This window comes from Wolbachia endosymbiont of Listronotus oregonensis (genome assembly GCF_031205055.1).
Lineage (GTDB): Bacteria > Pseudomonadota > Alphaproteobacteria > Rickettsiales > Anaplasmataceae > Wolbachia.
The window spans coordinates 14669-30774 of sequence record NZ_CP102118.1 but is presented as its reverse complement, the minus strand read 5'-3'; the positions used below and the strand labels follow the sequence as shown (position 1 = coordinate 30774).

General features: G+C 34.5%; 13 protein-coding genes and 4 pseudogenes. 6 read left to right on the top strand and 11 right to left on the bottom strand.

Features of this window, described 5'->3' with window-relative positions:
* The first annotated feature begins 20 nt into the window (after positions 1-20).
* The gene (locus tag NMD99_RS00175; protein WP_265017585.1) at positions 21-1202 is read left to right on the top strand and encodes a WD_0033/WD_0034 family tandem repeat-containing protein; all 1182 of its coding nucleotides are present in this window, start codon (positions 21-23) and stop codon (positions 1200-1202) included.
* 243 nt (positions 1203-1445) lie between these two features.
* On the opposite strand, the gene NMD99_RS00170 is transcribed toward NMD99_RS00175, so the two are convergent.
* A complete protein-coding gene (locus tag NMD99_RS00170) occupies positions 1446-2663 on the bottom strand; it encodes an MFS transporter (RefSeq protein ID WP_309166137.1) in 1218 nt (405 codons plus the stop codon).
* Between the two features lie 77 nt (positions 2664-2740).
* On the opposite strand from NMD99_RS00170, the pseudogene NMD99_RS00165 reads away from it, so the two are divergent.
* Positions 2741-3320, top strand: a pseudogene (locus NMD99_RS00165) (transposase); the annotation flags it as partial.
* A gap of 76 nt (positions 3321-3396) precedes the next feature.
* Here NMD99_RS00165 and NMD99_RS00160 read toward each other — a convergent pair.
* A pseudogene (locus tag NMD99_RS00160) lies at positions 3397-3969 on the bottom strand (transposase); the annotation flags it as partial.
* Positions 3970-4044: 75 nt separating this feature from the next.
* Between NMD99_RS00160 and NMD99_RS00155 the strand changes: the two are divergent.
* Both NMD99_RS00155 and NMD99_RS00150 read left to right on the top strand, forming a co-directional pair.
* The gene (locus NMD99_RS00155) at positions 4045-4389 is read left to right on the top strand and encodes an MFS transporter (protein ID WP_309166160.1); all 345 of its coding nucleotides are present in this window, start codon (positions 4045-4047) and stop codon (positions 4387-4389) included.
* 19 nt (positions 4390-4408) lie between these two features.
* Positions 4409-5260 carry an MFS transporter gene (locus NMD99_RS00150; protein ID WP_309166157.1) on the top strand — a complete coding sequence of 284 codons (852 nt, stop codon included), beginning with the start codon at positions 4409-4411 and terminating at the stop codon, positions 5258-5260.
* A gap of 243 nt (positions 5261-5503) precedes the next feature.
* Here the strand turns inward: NMD99_RS00150 and NMD99_RS00145 are convergent, their stop codons facing one another.
* The 4 genes from NMD99_RS00145 to secG form a co-directional block, all read right to left on the bottom strand.
* Positions 5504-6685 carry a WD_0033/WD_0034 family tandem repeat-containing protein gene (locus NMD99_RS00145; RefSeq protein ID WP_265017585.1) on the bottom strand — a complete coding sequence of 394 codons (1182 nt, stop codon included), beginning with the start codon at positions 6683-6685 and terminating at the stop codon, positions 5504-5506.
* 601 nt (positions 6686-7286) lie between these two features.
* Complete coding sequence (locus NMD99_RS00140) at positions 7287-7706, bottom strand: nucleoside deaminase (RefSeq protein ID WP_253307249.1); 420 nt, start codon at positions 7704-7706, stop codon at positions 7287-7289.
* A gap of 41 nt (positions 7707-7747) precedes the next feature.
* Entirely contained in the window at positions 7748-9352 is a 1605-nt protein-coding gene (locus NMD99_RS00135) for a CTP synthase (protein WP_309166155.1), read from the bottom strand.
* Positions 9352-9672, bottom strand: a complete 321-nt coding sequence (gene secG / locus NMD99_RS00130; RefSeq protein WP_264732556.1) for a preprotein translocase subunit SecG — start codon at positions 9670-9672, stop codon at positions 9352-9354. The genes NMD99_RS00135 and secG overlap by 1 nt, the downstream gene beginning before the upstream one ends.
* 144 nt (positions 9673-9816) lie before the next feature.
* On the opposite strand from secG, the gene NMD99_RS00125 reads away from it, so the two are divergent.
* Together NMD99_RS00125 and NMD99_RS00120 are read left to right on the top strand one after the other, a co-directional pair.
* Complete coding sequence (locus NMD99_RS00125) at positions 9817-10332, top strand: gamma carbonic anhydrase family protein (protein WP_253307252.1); 516 nt, start codon at positions 9817-9819, stop codon at positions 10330-10332.
* 10 nt (positions 10333-10342) lie between these two features.
* Positions 10343-10551: pseudogene (locus NMD99_RS00120) on the top strand (IS256 family transposase); the annotation flags it as partial.
* A gap of 86 nt (positions 10552-10637) precedes the next feature.
* Here NMD99_RS00120 and trpS read toward each other — a convergent pair.
* From trpS to NMD99_RS00095, 5 genes and pseudogenes are all read right to left on the bottom strand, one after another.
* Positions 10638-11636 (bottom strand): tryptophan--tRNA ligase, encoded by a 999-nt coding sequence (gene trpS / locus NMD99_RS00115; RefSeq protein ID WP_264688393.1) that lies wholly within the window; start codon positions 11634-11636, stop codon positions 10638-10640.
* Positions 11637-11653: 17 nt separating this feature from the next.
* On the bottom strand, positions 11654-12223 hold the full coding sequence (locus NMD99_RS00110) for a nucleotide exchange factor GrpE (RefSeq protein WP_253307254.1): 570 nt from the start codon (positions 12221-12223) through the stop codon (positions 11654-11656).
* Between the two features lie 61 nt (positions 12224-12284).
* On the bottom strand, positions 12285-13271 hold the full coding sequence (locus NMD99_RS00105; protein WP_253307255.1) for a polyprenyl synthetase family protein: 987 nt from the start codon (positions 13269-13271) through the stop codon (positions 12285-12287).
* Positions 13272-13282: 11 nt separating this feature from the next.
* Positions 13283-13603, bottom strand: a complete 321-nt coding sequence (gene rpsP, locus NMD99_RS00100; RefSeq protein ID WP_253307256.1) for a 30S ribosomal protein S16 — start codon at positions 13601-13603, stop codon at positions 13283-13285.
* A 376-nt stretch (positions 13604-13979) separates the two neighbouring features.
* Positions 13980-15791, bottom strand: a pseudogene (locus NMD99_RS00095) (peptidylprolyl isomerase); the annotation flags it as partial.
* Positions 15792-16106 lie beyond the last annotated feature (315 nt).

Genomic DNA, 16106 nt, shown 5'->3' with positions numbered 1-16106 from the left:
ATCTTAATAGGGAAAACATTATGAAAACGTCAAAACTGACATTAGTATGTGATATATATGAGTTAACAGATAAAGATAGAAAGAATATACAAAAACTAGCAAGAAAAATAGAAGAAGGGGAAGGTGTTGCCGAAAAGTTCAAAAATGGAATATTCAAAAAGTCCAGCTATAACGCAAGCACAATTCTTTTAGCAAAAATAACTTACGAGTATCATGGTAGAGAGGAGACGTTGTCACTACTACATTATGCTATAAGTCATAAAAATAATCAAGCTGTAAAAGATCTTTTAGAAGAAGCCAAAAAACAAAAACTATTAAAGGAAGTTCTGAATGAAGAGATGACCACAAAACATTCAGATGGTCGGGAAGAAATTCATACAATACTTACAGATGCTATATCACGTAGAGACAATGACATGATTAGAGCAGTGTTAAAGATCTCTGAGGAAAATGGTATTTTGAAAGATATTCTAAAAAAGAGAATAATTATAAAACATTCAAATAGCAAGGAAATGACTTACACCCCATTCACCTATGCTGAAGCGTGTGAAAATAGTGAAGCTGTAAGAGAACTGGGAAATATTCTTAATAAGAGAGCAACCCAGCAGCCCACTGTTGTAACAGCCAAAACTACTACAGCTAGAAGTGAAAAAGTGCTTCAAGATACTATCGGTAATATCGAGGCACCGGCTAACGCATATGAAAATAATAATGAAAGTAGTCTTGAAGAATCTATAGAACATAAATATCTTGAGCCATGCGAAAATAGTAATGAAAGTAATACAATAGCTATAGAGCACATCGCTGCTTCAATAGAAAAGCTCGATAATACTGGAATATGCGAAAAAAATGAAACTGCTGTAACAGAAACTGACATACAAGAGCCAAATGCTTCCAACAGCCTTTCTTCTGCTGCATGTTTTGATAATGGATCTAGCAAAGAAAATACTGCAGACAAAAAAGAAAAACCATCAATGCAACAAAGACGAGCAATCTTGGCTGGTAGTGTTGGTGCGGCATTACTAGTCTGTGGTATTGTAGCTTGTATATTGAAAATGTATGCCATAGCGGTGATTGGGGGAATAGTTGGATTAGCGTGTATAGGTTTTGCACTGTACAATTCGTTCAAGCCAAATACCAAGCTCGAGAAAGTGAGAGATGTAGAACAGCCAATTATTGAATCTTCTTTAAACCCAATATAAATCAAAAAAAATGGTCATAATCATCAAGTAAATTTTTTAAAAAAGTAAAATGAGATAATTTCTTTGGAAGAATCTATAAATCATTAACTTATAGCCCTTCTCATAATAATCCAAATTAGGTAAGATACGGATTCATGGCTATGGTGGAAGTCAGTAGGCAAGCAGCGTATAGTGATCGGATTATTGTGAAAAGAGCTATACTATAAAACGTCTCAACTTTCTCTCCACTTTTTCTGGGTAAGGTCACTTAAGTGATAACCTTTGATTATTCATTATTAATGATAGCCCTAGCAATACTAACAACAAACCAACTAGTAAAAACATTATATCAATCGTAATAAAATTGGTTAACAATGCACCAATTAAAGGAGATATAATCATGAAAAAGTTTTGAATAGATTCACTGAATGCAGAAACTGAGCCTATTATATTTTGTTCAACTTCCGTCTGTAATAGAATAGCGTATGGTATATTAATAAGTGCTCCTGTTATCCCAAATAAAAGCCATATTAATACATAAAAATATACAGACAAATTTATCTGATAAAAAGCCAATAACCCTAAAAGCAATAATAATAACCCACCAAAGATTTGCCCTGCAGAAATTAATGCAATATATCTAAAACGGGCAATATAAGTAGTAACTATTACTGAACCGACAACACTACCTACTCCAATAGCACTTATTGCTATTGCATATATTGATGCATTAAAATTCATGAATTTGTTTAAAACTATTATATAAAAATCGAATACAAATATTATGGCAAATCTTAATGCACTGTTAATAATAACAACATTTAAAAGTTTATTATTTTTAATTGTATTGCCCACATTTATCAGCTTCTTATATATAAAAGACAATTTACTAACCTTATTATTAGTTAATTTTGTTTCTGTAAATTCCACAGGTAAGCTAATAGCTTTAATAAAGCATGCAGATACTAAAAAAGTGAAGGCATTAACAATAAACAGAAAATCTATATCACAATATAAGATCAACAAACCGCCGAATGCAGGACCAATAATTTTTGCAAATTGGTTCGAGGTATGCAAAAAACCTGATGCTCTTGGCAATAAATCATTAAGAACCATTACTTTTAATGCTATTTGTCTAGAAGGTAAGAAAAAACAACGGCATATTCCCTCTAAGAATAGTAGTAACAAAATTATCTTATAATGATAAGCTGAAAAATACAAAATAATAGATAAAGCTGCTCGAAAAACATCAGAATAAATCAAAATAGGTATTGGATTTTTATTATCTACTGATACTCCTATAATTGAACCAAAAAAGACGCTTGGAGCTGCCATAGCAATCTCAACAATAGCGAGCATTTGTGATGGTAAGCCAATATCATAGATGAATAATGAGGCAATAATGGGTATTATCATCCAATCACCTAAACTGGAAATAAAATCGGCAATAAGTAAGTTGACGTAGTTAGCATTACCGATCAAACGATGGGAGTGTTAAATAAACTGTGTCAAACCGAAAAAAAAGTAATAAATTGATATAAAAAAATGGAGGTTTGACAATGAGTCAGAAAGTAGTAAACAGAACTACCGGTTTGGTAGATTATAAAGAATTAGAAACAAATATCCTGTCGTCTATACGAGAAGGAAGACCGTTGACAGGAAGAGATGGAGCATTAACACCGTTTATAAAAAAGTTGCTGGAGGTAAGCCTGGAAGGTGAAATAGAAAACCACTTGTCGGCTGAAAGCGAAGAGAATAATCGAAGAAATGGGAGGAATGCAAAGACTTTACGTACAAGCGCAGGGTCATTTGAGCTTTTGACGCCAAGAGATAGGGAAGGAAGTTTCGAACCACAAATAGTCAAAAAAAGGCAAACAAACTTACATCCAGAGCTTGAAACGAAGATTTTGAGCACATTTGCCAGTGGTATGGGCTATAGAGATATAGTGTCACATGTTGAGGAAATTTATGATCACAAAATATCGGTGGCAGAGATATCAAGTATTACTGACAAATTGCTACCAGTAATCAACGAATGGCGTAGTCGCCCGCTGCAGTCTGTATATCCGATAGTTTTCATGGTTTTTTAAAGTCAAAGAGGACGGGCATTGCGTAAGTAAATGCATGTATAACATATTAGCGCATAGATACGTAGCAACTTATGGCTCAAAGAAGAGCTGCTTAAAAGTTATCTATTAGCTGCGCTAATATGTTGATAGATGCATTTACTTACCAATGCCCGTCCTCTTTGAGCTGTTTAAATGAACCATCAAATGAACTATCGGATATACAGACTGCAGCGGGCGACTACGCCATTCGTTGATTACTGGTAGCAATTTGTCAAATACTTGATATCTCTGCCACCGATATTTTGTGATCATAAATTTCCTCAACATGTGACACTTATCTCTATAGCCCATACCACTGGCAAATGTGCTCAAAATCTTCGTTTCAAGCTCTGGATGTAAGTTTGTTTGCCTTTTTTGACTATTTGTGGTTCGAAACTTCCTTCCCTATCTCTTGGCGTCAAAAGCTCAAATGACCCTGCGCTTGTACGTAAAGTCTTTGCATTCCTCCCATTTCTTCGATTATTCTCTTCGCTTTCAGCCGACAAGTGGTTTTCTATTTCACCTTCCAGGCTTACCTCCAGCAACTTTTTTATAAACGGTGTTAATGCTCCATCTCTTCCTGTCAACGGTCTTCCTTCTCGTATAGACGACAGGATATTTGTTTCTAATTCTTTATAATCTACCAAACCGGTAGTTCTGTTTACTACTTTCTGACTCATTGTCAAACCTCCATTTTTTTATATCAATTTATTACTTTTTTCGGTTTGACACAGTTTATTTAACACTCCCATCGTTTGATCGGTAATGCTAACTACGTCAACTTACTTATTGCCGATTTTATTTCCAGTTTAGGTGATTGGATGATAATACCCATTATTGCCTCATTATTCATCTATGATATTGGCTTACCATCACAAATGCTCGCTATTGTTGAGATTGCTATGGCAGCTCCAAGCGTCTTTTTTGGTTCAATTATAGGAGTATCAGTAGATAATAAAAATCCAATACCTATTTTGATTTATTCTGATGTTTTTCGAGCAGCTTTATCTATTATTTTGTATTTTTCAGCTTATCATTATAAGATAATTTTGTTACTACTATTCTTAAGGGAATATGCCGTTGTTTTTCTTACCTTCTAGACAAATAGCATTAAAAGTAATGGTTCTTAATGATTTATTGCCAAGAGCATCAGGTTTTTTGCATACCTCGAACCAATTTGCAAAAATTATTGGTCCTGCATTCGGCGGTTTGTTGATCTTATATTGTGATATAGATTTTCTGTTTATTGTTAATGCCTTCACTTTTTTAGTATCTGCATGCTTTATTAAAGCTATTAGCTTACCTGTGGAATTTACAGAAACAAAATTAACTAATAATAAGGTTAGTAAATTGTCTTTTATATATAAGAAGCTGATAAATGTGGGCAATACAATTAAAAATAATAAACTTTTAAATGTTGTTATTATTAACAGTGCATTAAGATTTGCCATAATATTTGTATTCGATTTTTATATAATAGTTTTAAACAAATTCATGAATTTTAATGCATCAATATATGCAATAGCAATAAGTGCTATTGGAGTAGGTAGTGTTGTCGGTTCAGTAATAGTTACTACTTATATTGCCCGTTTTAGATATATTGCATTAATTTCTGCAGGGCAAATCTTTGGTGGGTTATTATTATTGCTTTTAGGGTTATTGGCTTTTTATCAGATAAATTTGTCTGTATATTTTTATGTATTAATATGGCTTTTATTTGGGATAACAGGAGCACTTATTAATATACCATACGCTATTCTATTACAGACGGAAGTTGAACAAAATATAATAGGCTCAGTTTCTGCATTCAGTGAATCTATTCAAAACTTTTTCATGATTATATCTCCTTTAATTGGTGCATTGTTAACCAATTTTATTACGATTGATATAATGTTTTTACTAGTTGGTTTGTTGTTAGTATTGCTAGGGCTATCATTAATAATGAATAATCAAAGGTTATCACTTAAGTGACCTTACCCAGAAAAAGTGGAGAGAAAGTTGAGACGTTTTATAGTATAGCTCTTTTCACAATAATCCGATCACTATACGCTGCTTGCCTACTGACTTCCACCATAGCCATGAATCCGTATCTTACCTAATTTGGATTATTATGAGAAGGGCTATAAGTTAATGATTTATAGATTCTTCCAAAGAAATTATCTCATTTTACTTTTTTAAAAAATTTACTTGATGATTATGACCATTTTTTTTGATTTATATTGGGTTTAAAGAAGATTCAATAATTGGCTGTTCTACATCTCTCACTTTCTCGAGCTTGGTATTTGGCTTGAACGAATTGTACAGTGCAAAACCTATACACGCTAATCCAACTATTCCCCCAATCACCGCTATGGCATACATTTTCAATATACAAGCTACAATACCACAGACTAGTAATGCCGCACCAACACTACCAGCCAAGATTGCTCGTCTTTGTTGCATTGATGGTTTTTCTTTTTTGTCTGCAGTATTTTCTTTGCTAGATCCATTATCAAAACATGCAGCAGAAGAAAGGCTGTTGGAAGCATTTGGCTCTTGTATGTCAGTTTCTGTTACAGCAGTTTCATTTTTTTCGCATATTCCAGTATTATCGAGCTTTTCTATTGAAGCAGCGATGTGCTCTATAGCTATTGTATTACTTTCATTACTATTTTCGCATGGCTCAAGATATTTATGTTCTATAGATTCTTCAAGACTACTTTCATTATTATTTTCATATGCGTTAGCCGGTGCCTCGATATTACCGATAGTATCTTGAAGCACTTTTTCACTTCTAGCTGTAGTAGTTTTGGCTGTTACAACAGTGGGCTGCTGGGTTGCTCTCTTATTAAGAATATTTCCCAGTTCTCTTACAGCTTCACTATTTTCACACGCTTCAGCATAGGTGAATGGGGTGTAAGTCATTTCCTTGCTATTTGAATGTTTTATAATTATTCTCTTTTTTAGAATATCTTTCAAAATACCATTTTCCTCAGAGATCTTTAACACTGCTCTAATCATGTCATTGTCTCTACGTGATATAGCATCTGTAAGTATTGTATGAATTTCTTCCCGACCATCTGAATGTTTTGTGGTCATCTCTTCATTCAGAACTTCCTTTAATAGTTTTTGTTTTTTGGCTTCTTCTAAAAGATCTTTTACAGCTTGATTATTTTTATGACTTATAGCATAATGTAGTAGTGACAACGTCTCCTCTCTACCATGATACTCGTAAGTTATTTTTGCTAAAAGAATTGTGCTTGCGTTATAGCTGGACTTTTTGAATATTCCATTTTTGAACTTTTCGGCAACACCTTCCCCTTCTTCTATTTTTCTTGCTAGTTTTTGTATATTCTTTCTATCTTTATCTGTTAACTCATATATATCACATACTAATGTCAGTTTTGACGTTTTCATAATGTTTTCCCCTATTAAGATTTATTGATTTAGTGGTAGTAGTTGCAGTTGCTCACCCCATAAAGTTGGTGCTTTCTTTCAATCAAAGGTATTCTACTGTTTTAAATTCCATGTAAAGATTTAGCTTATCTTTTACATCTAAACAGCATTAACACGATTTGCCTTTTTGTAGATGAGTAATTCTCTAGGGATTATCCTATTGAATTCTATGATATTATTTTTTGTAACATTGTCTAAAGTGCCCAGACACTGGGATCCAGCTTCTATGCAACTTAATTAAAAACGTTTGTTTTAGCGTAAGACAACTACCTTTAGCTCATCAGCTCAGTTATAAGCAAAATTTCTGGATCCCAGTGTCTGGGCACTGGGATGACACCATTTGCTGTGCAATTTACCTTCAAAAATGAATGTTCGTACAGCTATGTGTCAGCTACTTGCATGACACCCTGCTGGTGGGACAATGTTTGTATAGTTGTGCGTCACGCGCTGGAATGACGAATTACTTAACCGTCATACCGTCACGGTATCTCCTAGCATAGATCCCGCTAACACGTAGCGGGATGACGAATTTGTATCGGAAAACAAGTAGCATGACGGTTTGTCAAATGTCTCTCAGTTTCTCAAAAAAATCCTTTAACAAAAAAGAGCATTCTGTTTCTAATATCCCACCATAAACTTCAGGTATATGGCTGCAAAATTGAAATATCTTAGCACCATTTTCAATTCCTCCACCTTTTGGATTATAAGCTCCAAAGTACAATCGTTTAATCCTGGCAAAGGAAATAGCTTGAGCACACATCGGACATGGTTCTAATGTTACGTATATGTCAGAATCATAAAGCGTTGAAGTTGAGAGCAACTCACATGCCTGCTTGATCGCTAACATCTCTGCATGTGCAGTTGGATCGTTGGATATGTTGTGTGCAGAAGAAACGACATTGCTTCCACTAACTATTACGGCACCTATGGGAACCTCATCATTTTTTTGAGCAAGTTTGGCTTGCTCTATGGCAAGCTCCATATATTGATACTTGAACACTTTCCTTTGCTAATCTTCTTTTTTTAAATTTTATTAACTGCTGCCTTAATAAACGATATAAAAAGAGGATGAGGAGAAAACGGCTTTGATTGAAACTCTGGATGAAACTGCACACCAATAAACCACGGATGACTCTCTAACTCCACTGCCTCTATACATGTTCCATCTTCTGATATGCCACTGCATAGCAGCCCATTTTTTTCCAAATCATCTTTATAATCTGAATTGATTATGTATCTATGTCTGTGTCTTTCTGAAATAGTAGTGTTACTATATGCATCCATCATTTTAGAGCTTGCATTTATATTACATTTGTATGCCCCAAGTCTCATGGTTCCACCAAGATCGTCATCTTGATCGCCAGCTAACTTAACGATTGGATGTTTACAGTTATGAAATTCTTCAGAGTGTGCATCTTCAAGCTTAACAACATTACGAGCAAACTCAATAATTGCAAGCTGCATACCAAGGCAAATTCCGAAAAATGGGATATTATTTGTACGGGCATAATTTATTGCTAATATTTTACTCTCTACTCCGTCATCACCAAACCCCCCTGGGACAAGAATTGCATGAGAATTCTGTAACTTCTCCCCTATAAGCTTTTCATTTATAGGTTTTTCTTCCTTCTCTCTTGAGTTAACCCAATTTATCTTTACTTTGACTTTATTACTAATCGCACCATGATTTAATGCTTCAACTAGTGATTTATACGCATCAGGGAATTCGGTGTATTTTCCCACTATAGACACAGTAACTTCCTGTGTTGGGTGCCTTATGGAATGCACTATTTGATCCCATTCAATCAAGCTTGGTTTTGGCTCACTTAAATGAAAGTGCTCCAAAATTTGCGTATCAAGCCCACATTGGCTATACAACACCGGTAACTCATATATATGACTCACATCAGGAGCAGGTATCACATTGGACAAAGAAACATTGCAAAGCTTAGCTATTTTCTCTCTCTGATTATCGAAAATTTCTTTCTCACTGCGGCATAATATAATATCTGGTTGTAACCCCGCGGAATTTAACTCTCGAACTGAATGCTGCGTTGGTTTTGTCTTTAATTCTTGCGCTGCGGCAAGATATGGTATTAAAGTTAAGTGAATAAGGATAACTCTTTGTTTTCCTAATGTGTAGTTAACTTGGCGTATAGCCTCCAAAAATGGTTGGCTTTCAATGTCACCTACAGTTCCGCCTATTTCACATATTACAAGATCTAAACCTTCCGTACCATTAAAAATGAACGATTTGATTAAATCTGTCACATGAGGAATGACTTGCACAGTTTTGCCCAGATAATCACCACGCCTCTCTTTCTTCAACAACTCATGATATATCTTACCAGTTGTTATATTGTCATCTTTTGTTGCTTTAATTCCAGTAAAACGCTCATAATGCCCAAGATCCAAATCAGTTTCAGCACCATCCTCGGTAACAAACACCTCTCCGTGCTGAGTTGGGTTCATTGTCCCAGGATCAATGTTGAGATACGGGTCAAGTTTTCTGATACGGATCTTAAAACCGTAAGCTTGAAGAAGCGCACCAACGCTTGAAGCAACTAAGCCTTTACCAAGCGATGACACAACTCCACCTGTGACAAAGATAAATTTAGCTTCCTTCATTAATTTTCAAATGGAACAGAAGTAGGTTCACTTTCTTGCTTTTTTTCTAATATAATTTTCTCTGCAATCGATTTTTTATGTACGTCTTTTGAATATAATCCTGACAATAGCAATGTGTTTATAATAAACAATCCAGCAACAATAGCCGTTATTCTGCTGAGCGGGTTTTCAGAAGATTTTACCGGAATCATCGAATTGACTCCCTGTTGTGTATTACTAAAACCACTTAACGAACTACTCCCAGGCGGCTGCAAGAGCACTAAAATTACTAACACAACAACCAATATTACTTGAAATATACTTAATACCGCTACTGACATTATAGATAGAGCTGAAAATAAAAATTTTAGGAGCATAAAGTGCATAAGTCAAGAACATCTGTCACCCAAGTAGCTTGGAATCTAAGTATGTATTTACTGCCTACCTTATTTTGGTTAGCATATGCATAAAACTGTGGGCTTAATATGTATCACATTTTAAAATACAAAGATTATGAACCAAAAATAGACGAAAGTGCTTTCATCGCAGGTGGTTCGCATATCATAGGCAAGGTTGAAATAGGAAAAGATGCGAGCATCTGGTTTAATTGTGTGGTCAGAGGGGACGTTGGATCAATAAAAATAGGTGATGGAACAAATATTCAAGATGGAACGGTAATTCATGTGGATAGAAACCCAGGTGGTGATACAACTATTGGCAATATGGTAACAGTGGGACATTTTTGTATGTTGCATGCATGTATGGTGCATGATAAAGCGTTTATTGGTATGGGCTCTACCGTGATGGACCATGCAGTTGTGGAGCCTGAAGCTATGGTAGCTGCTGGCTCGCTAGTGACACATGGAAAAGTAATAAAAAGTGGGGAAATATGGGCTGGCAGGCCAGCAAAGTTCTTCAAAAAAATGTCGAATGAAGAAATTAAACATATTACACAATCAGCACAAAATTATATTATGCTAATGAAGGAATATAAAAATTAAAGTTCGCGTGAGGCTAATTTATACTACCAACCCTATTGAGGGACTGCATAGACAGATTAGAAAATTCACTAAAACTAAGGGCTCATTTACTAGCTTGTACAAACAGGTATATTGTGCTATAAAAAAGGCAGAGCAAAATTGGACTATCCTAATTGGGCTTTAACTATATCTCAACTTGATATTTTCTTTCCTGGTAGATTGAAAATTGAGTTGAGTTAAAAATGCGGTTTGACACACTTTTTTGAACATTTCCTTATTGCCTGTTTTTACAATTTTGAATTGATTCCTTAGGTTATGCAAGAGGTCTATTGAGCAAATCCAATAATATCCTTGATTTCTTTTATATTATGGGTTGCAATTTCTGCTGCTTTCTTTGTACCTTTTTTTAATATTTCACGTAAATGGAATTGGTCTTTTAAAAGATCATTCATTCTCTCACGTATGGGTGATATAACACTGATAATTAAATCAGCTAACTCTTTTTTGAAGTGCTTCATGTCATGTTTGTTCACTTCTTCACATACTTTTTCCGCATTTACATTACTAAGCACTGAATAAATGTTTATCAAATTGCTTATTTCTGGTCGGCACTCTAAAGTAGCAAAATCAAAGCCTAGAATTGAATCTGTTTTTGCTTTTTCTATTTTTTTGACAATTAAATCATCCGTATCATCAAGGTTAATGCACGAATATTCTGAAGGGTCAGATTTACTCATCTTGCTTGTGCCATCTCTTAAGCTCATTATTCTTGATGTGCAATCCAAAGTTAAGATTTCAGGTACGATGAAATAATCCAGTTTATAATGATTGTTAAAAGCTGATGCAATATCACGTGCAAGCTCCAAATGCTGTTTTTGATCATCACCAACAGGAACGTATTTAGTTTGATACAACAATATATCTGCAGCCATAAGTACTGGATAACTATATAATCCAAGAGAGGCTTTTTGTTTATCGCCGCCAGCTTTATCTTTAAATTGAGTCATGCGATTAAGCCAACCAATTGGTGTATAGCACCCAAGCAGCCAGCCCAGTTCTGCATGACCACTAACCGTGGACTGATTAAAAATAATGGACTTTTCTGGATCTATTCCACATGCAATATAAGCTGCTGCTGTTTTGAAAATATTACTTTTTAATTCACTTGCGGGAAGCTTATTTGCTGTGATTGCATGTAGGTCGACAATACAAAAAAGAGATTTGTATTTATGCTGTAAGTCTATCCACTGTTTGATTGCACCAAGATAATTACCTAAATGTAGTACGCCACTTGGCTGGATACCTGAAAAGACAATACTTGTCATTATACATTTACCTCATGCTAATCGCTTCCACAATCAGCAGATTTCTTAGAAAGAATAACCATTGCAGGACGGAGCAACCTATTTTTGATAGTATAACCAGTCTGTAGTACTTCTATAATAGTGCCAGGCTCTTTTTCATTGTCTTCTCTTTCCACAACAGCTTGGTGTAAATTACTATCAAAAAGCTCACCAAGTGGATCTACTTCCTCTATTCCATGTTTTTTTAGATCATTTATAATTTTTTGATAAGCTACTTTAATCCCCTCATGAACAGGATCACCGTCTTTCAAAATTTCCATTACTTTTTTTAAATTGTCGCACGAGTCGATCATATCACGTGCAAATTTTGTGACTGCATAGTCACTTGCATCGCTAATTTGCTTTTGCATTATACGTTTGACGTTTTCATTATCTGCAACAGCACGGCGTAAATGATCTTCAAGCTGAGCTGCACGTTCTTTTAATGTATTGAGATCTTCATTTAAATCATCAGTTTGCTTATGGTTATCACTTTGTTGGTCGTCACCTTTCTGCCTATTTACCATATCGGCAAATTTCCTCTTTTTTTCTTTACTACTGTCTGACATATCACTATCCTTAAGAATCTAATAAATATATAGCAATTAATTCGAAAATATCAAGCACCAGCTACATTTGTCTTTCTATGCTCGCATTTAAAAAGTCAATTAAAGTAATTTTATAAAAAGAATCAGAAAAAGTACTAATATCATTTTGTGCCATATTAATGTAGTATCTAGCTTTTTCCATAGAAAGCTGAATGGCATTATGGTGATTAATATAGTGTAATGCTTGGTCAAAATTGTGTCTAGCTGAAGAAAAGCATTTTTCCCAGAATTTTTGCTCTGCTGGACTGCCCTTTTCGTATGCTATAATAGCAGGTAAGGTGACTTTACCTTCGAAAAAGTCTTTTCCGACTTGTTTTCCAGAAGTGCCTTGATTAGCAGTATAATCGAGCATATCATCAACTATTTGAAATGCCATACCAAAATTAAAACCAAAATTCTTTAGCCTCTCTGTTTCGTCATTTGTTGCACCAGATACTGTAGATGCAGCTTCACAGCATGCAGAAAATAAAGATGCTGTCTTTTCTCCAATGATATCAAAATAATTTTCCCTGACTGTGTGGGGGTCAAAACGTGTTGTCATCTGCTTTATTTCACCCTTCACAAGTAAATGCGATGCTTTAGATAAAATAGAGAGAATATTTAAATTTCCACACTCTATAAGCCATCTAAATGCTAGAGTCAACAATAGATCACCAACTAAAATGCTTGATTTATTTCCCCAAATCTTATTCGCTGTTTTAACTCCATGGCGTGCCTCACTTTCATCGAGCACATCATCATGAAGTAAAGTAGCATTGTGTATAAACTCTACCGATGCAGCAACGTTGATCCTATCCTCCCCAGAATAGTTTAGCATTTTACATATAATAAAAACTAGTTTAGGCCTTATTTTTTTTCCACCTGAACTAACAAGATGAGATATAATATCAGTAGCAAGCTTAGCACCTTCATCATTGACATTTTTGAAGATAAAGTCCTTCATAGCTGATAGATCAGAAGATACGACATCGTCTAATTTACCATTATTTGTTAAATCAGTATTTAGCATTTTAAAGAGACTTATGCTTCTTGTCCCTGTGCTTTCTCGTTCTCTACTTTCTTCTTTTCTGTTTTCTTTGGTTCTGTTTCTAAAGTTACTATGCCTTTTTTAATGAACCATAGTACTCTTTCAGTTGCTTGCGCGCCTACGCTTAGCCAATGTTTTAATCTATCAGCCTTCACCACAACACGATTTTTATTGTCTTTTGGTAACATTGGATCATATTGTCCTATTTTCTCAATAAAACGCCCATCTCTTGGTGCTCGTGAATCAGCTACAACTATCCTATAAAAAGGGCGTTTCTTTGCGCCAAACCTTGCCAACCTTATTTTAACTACCATGTTAACCTTTATTCATATATTAGTCACAATTTTATACAATGAGCCGTTTTAAGTCAAATGAATTATACAACTTTTGCACCTTATAATATAATTACCAATAATGTAGGGCAGCGCCGGGCGCACAGCTATACGAACATTCATTTTTGAAGGTAAATTGCACAGCAAATGGTGTCATTCCAGTCTGGAATCCAGCCTTTTCATAATCATTAAAACGTTGTATTTTAACATAAAACGGCTACTTTTATACTTAATAAAATTCCTGGATCCCAGACTGGGATGACATCCTTCCTAGTGAAGATTGCTCTCAAATCGCAATGTTCGTACAGTTGTGTGTCTCGGCACTGGATGCGTTTGAAGCAACTTATAAGATTTTTGACTATATATCATCAAGTATAGCGTGATTAACTTCGACTTTATACTTTGATTCCAGATAGCTAATTAATTGCTCTTTTAGCGATATCATCACACGTTTTCCGGTGTCAAGCGTGTTTAATTTACCATTTGATGAATGCATTTCTTTTAGAACACCTATTATAATTTCATTATTGTATTGAATAGGGTCTGTCACTGAACCAGTTGTTTTCATATTGAAAATCTCTTCTACAAAAGAAAAGGGGTAGTTTTGTTGATCCACTTCATTGCGTTGCATCTGCTGACCTTTAACTAATTCCACACCTTGAATTTCTTCCAAATCTGTTTTTTCTCTTAGTTGAACTGCAACCTCTTGCCCAATTTTAAACATTCTTTCTTTTATAAACTCACTACACCAAAGCTCTACCGCTAATGCCCTGCCTTCTTCAAAACTTTGCAATTTGGGTGGAACGATATCAATGATTTTTACACTAACAACAGCGTCCCCAACGCCCTTGAAATAACCTTTCTGATCCTTTTCTCGCGAAAAAATGAAAGAAATCAAATCACCAGAATCTCCTACGTTATTACCGCTTTGATCTTTTCCACTCGCATCTACTGGACCAATAGTTTGTATAGGTAAATTATATTCACTCAATATTTCTTCAATTTCTGAACCATTGTATATCTTATAGTTCACTTGGTTTATGAAATCATTGACTCTTTCAAAAGACTTTTGGTTAGTTAGAACTGACTTTATGTCTTTTTTTAAATCAACTAAGTCTTCATCAGAGATTTGATGCGCACTTTCCACTTTTATTATATGCCAACCAAAACTGCTTGCTAAAACTTCACTTACTTCACCTACTTTGAGAGCAAATACCTTTTCCCTCACGTCTTCTGGTAAAAAATCCTTAGTTATATTATTTACTCTAGTTTCCTCAAGTTTTGCTTTGCCAAACTCTCCTACTATCTGTTCAAAGCTTGTTTTACCCTCCTCAAATGCTCTTCTTGCTGTCTCAGCTTCTTCTTTGGTAGAAAATATTACATTGAATACATCTCTTTGATCTTTTAGTTCCTGTTGTTCTATTATACCATCAACTTCTTCATCTGAGATCTTGATTTGATCTTCAAAATACTTTTGGCCTAGGGAAATATATTGCGCAGTTCGATACTCAGGATAATAAAAATGGGATTTATTTCTTTCGTACAAATCAAGTAATGCTTGATCATCTGGTTCAGGAATGTTTGTAACTGCATCTTCAGTTATTTTAACAATATCAACCACTCTAGTTTGGTAGCGACTTTTGTATATCTGCTCATCAACTCTCTCGCCAAAAGTTACCGGATAATTATCTTTAAATAACGAAGTCATGAACATCATTGCAGGCAGAACTTTCTCTAGCTTTGCTATATACTCTTTCTCTGTCATATGCAGGTCATTTAGCGTTTCATGGAATTTATTTTTGTCAAATTCGCCTTTATCATTTTGAAAGTATTTGGTATTTTTAATATGGTTTTTTATAGACTCTTCTCCAACTGTCAACCCCAGCTCACTAATTAGGTTAAACAATAGTTTTTGCTCTATAAGTGCGTTAAGCAAATCATATTTCAGCTTTTTTACTTGTTCTCTACTCGCATCAGATCCAGAAATTTGCTTTTCATAATTTTGATATAGTGATTTATACTCATCTGACGTTATAACTTCTTTTCCAACCCTAGCTACCTCTTCTTTTTCATCATCACCTGATAAAAGGTTGCCAATTCCCATGAAGACTAATAAGCAAGCTAAAAGGACAACGGTTACTTTAGTGAAAAAATTTTTAACATTCATTTTAAACTCAGTTAATTAATGGTTAATTATAGAATAGTGATAATTTAATTCTTGTAAACCTGTTGCTTTATTAGCCAATATATATAATATTACAATATATTAACTTAAAATTTAACTCTTTTCTTAAATAGAAACATATGTTTGACTAAGTTATACTATACCTTAAGAAGGGAAAATATTTTTTTGAATCGTTTGAAATATGCTTAAACGTAAGCGCATTTAATTAACTTAAGAGGTGGGAAGTGACAAACAAAAAGTCATTGAATGACAAAATTAATGCTTTTTTAGTTTTAATAGCTTATATTTTAGCTCTGTATA

Coding starts and splice junctions, on each gene's coding strand:
- secG (WP_264732556.1), bottom strand. CDS start 9,672: ATGTCAGTAGCGGTATTAAGTATATTTCAAGTAATATTGGTTGTTGTG.
- NMD99_RS00105 (WP_253307255.1), bottom strand. CDS start 13,271: ATGCTAAATACTGATTTAACAAATAATGGTAAATTAGACGATGTCGTA.
- trpS (WP_264688393.1), bottom strand. CDS start 11,636: ATGACAAGTATTGTCTTTTCAGGTATCCAGCCAAGTGGCGTACTACAT.
- NMD99_RS00145 (WP_265017585.1), bottom strand. CDS start 6,685: ATGAAAACGTCAAAACTGACATTAGTATGTGATATATATGAGTTAACA.
- NMD99_RS00110 (WP_253307254.1), bottom strand. CDS start 12,223: ATGTCAGACAGTAGTAAAGAAAAAAAGAGGAAATTTGCCGATATGGTA.
- rpsP (WP_253307256.1), bottom strand. CDS start 13,603: ATGGTAGTTAAAATAAGGTTGGCAAGGTTTGGCGCAAAGAAACGCCCT.
- NMD99_RS00150 (WP_309166157.1), top strand. CDS start 4,409: ATGGTTCTTAATGATTTATTGCCAAGAGCATCAGGTTTTTTGCATACC.
- NMD99_RS00125 (WP_253307252.1), top strand. CDS start 9,817: ATGTATCACATTTTAAAATACAAAGATTATGAACCAAAAATAGACGAA.
- NMD99_RS00140 (WP_253307249.1), bottom strand. CDS start 7,706: ATGGAGCTTGCCATAGAGCAAGCCAAACTTGCTCAAAAAAATGATGAG.
- NMD99_RS00135 (WP_309166155.1), bottom strand. CDS start 9,352: ATGAAGGAAGCTAAATTTATCTTTGTCACAGGTGGAGTTGTGTCATCG.
- NMD99_RS00175 (WP_265017585.1), top strand. CDS start 21: ATGAAAACGTCAAAACTGACATTAGTATGTGATATATATGAGTTAACA.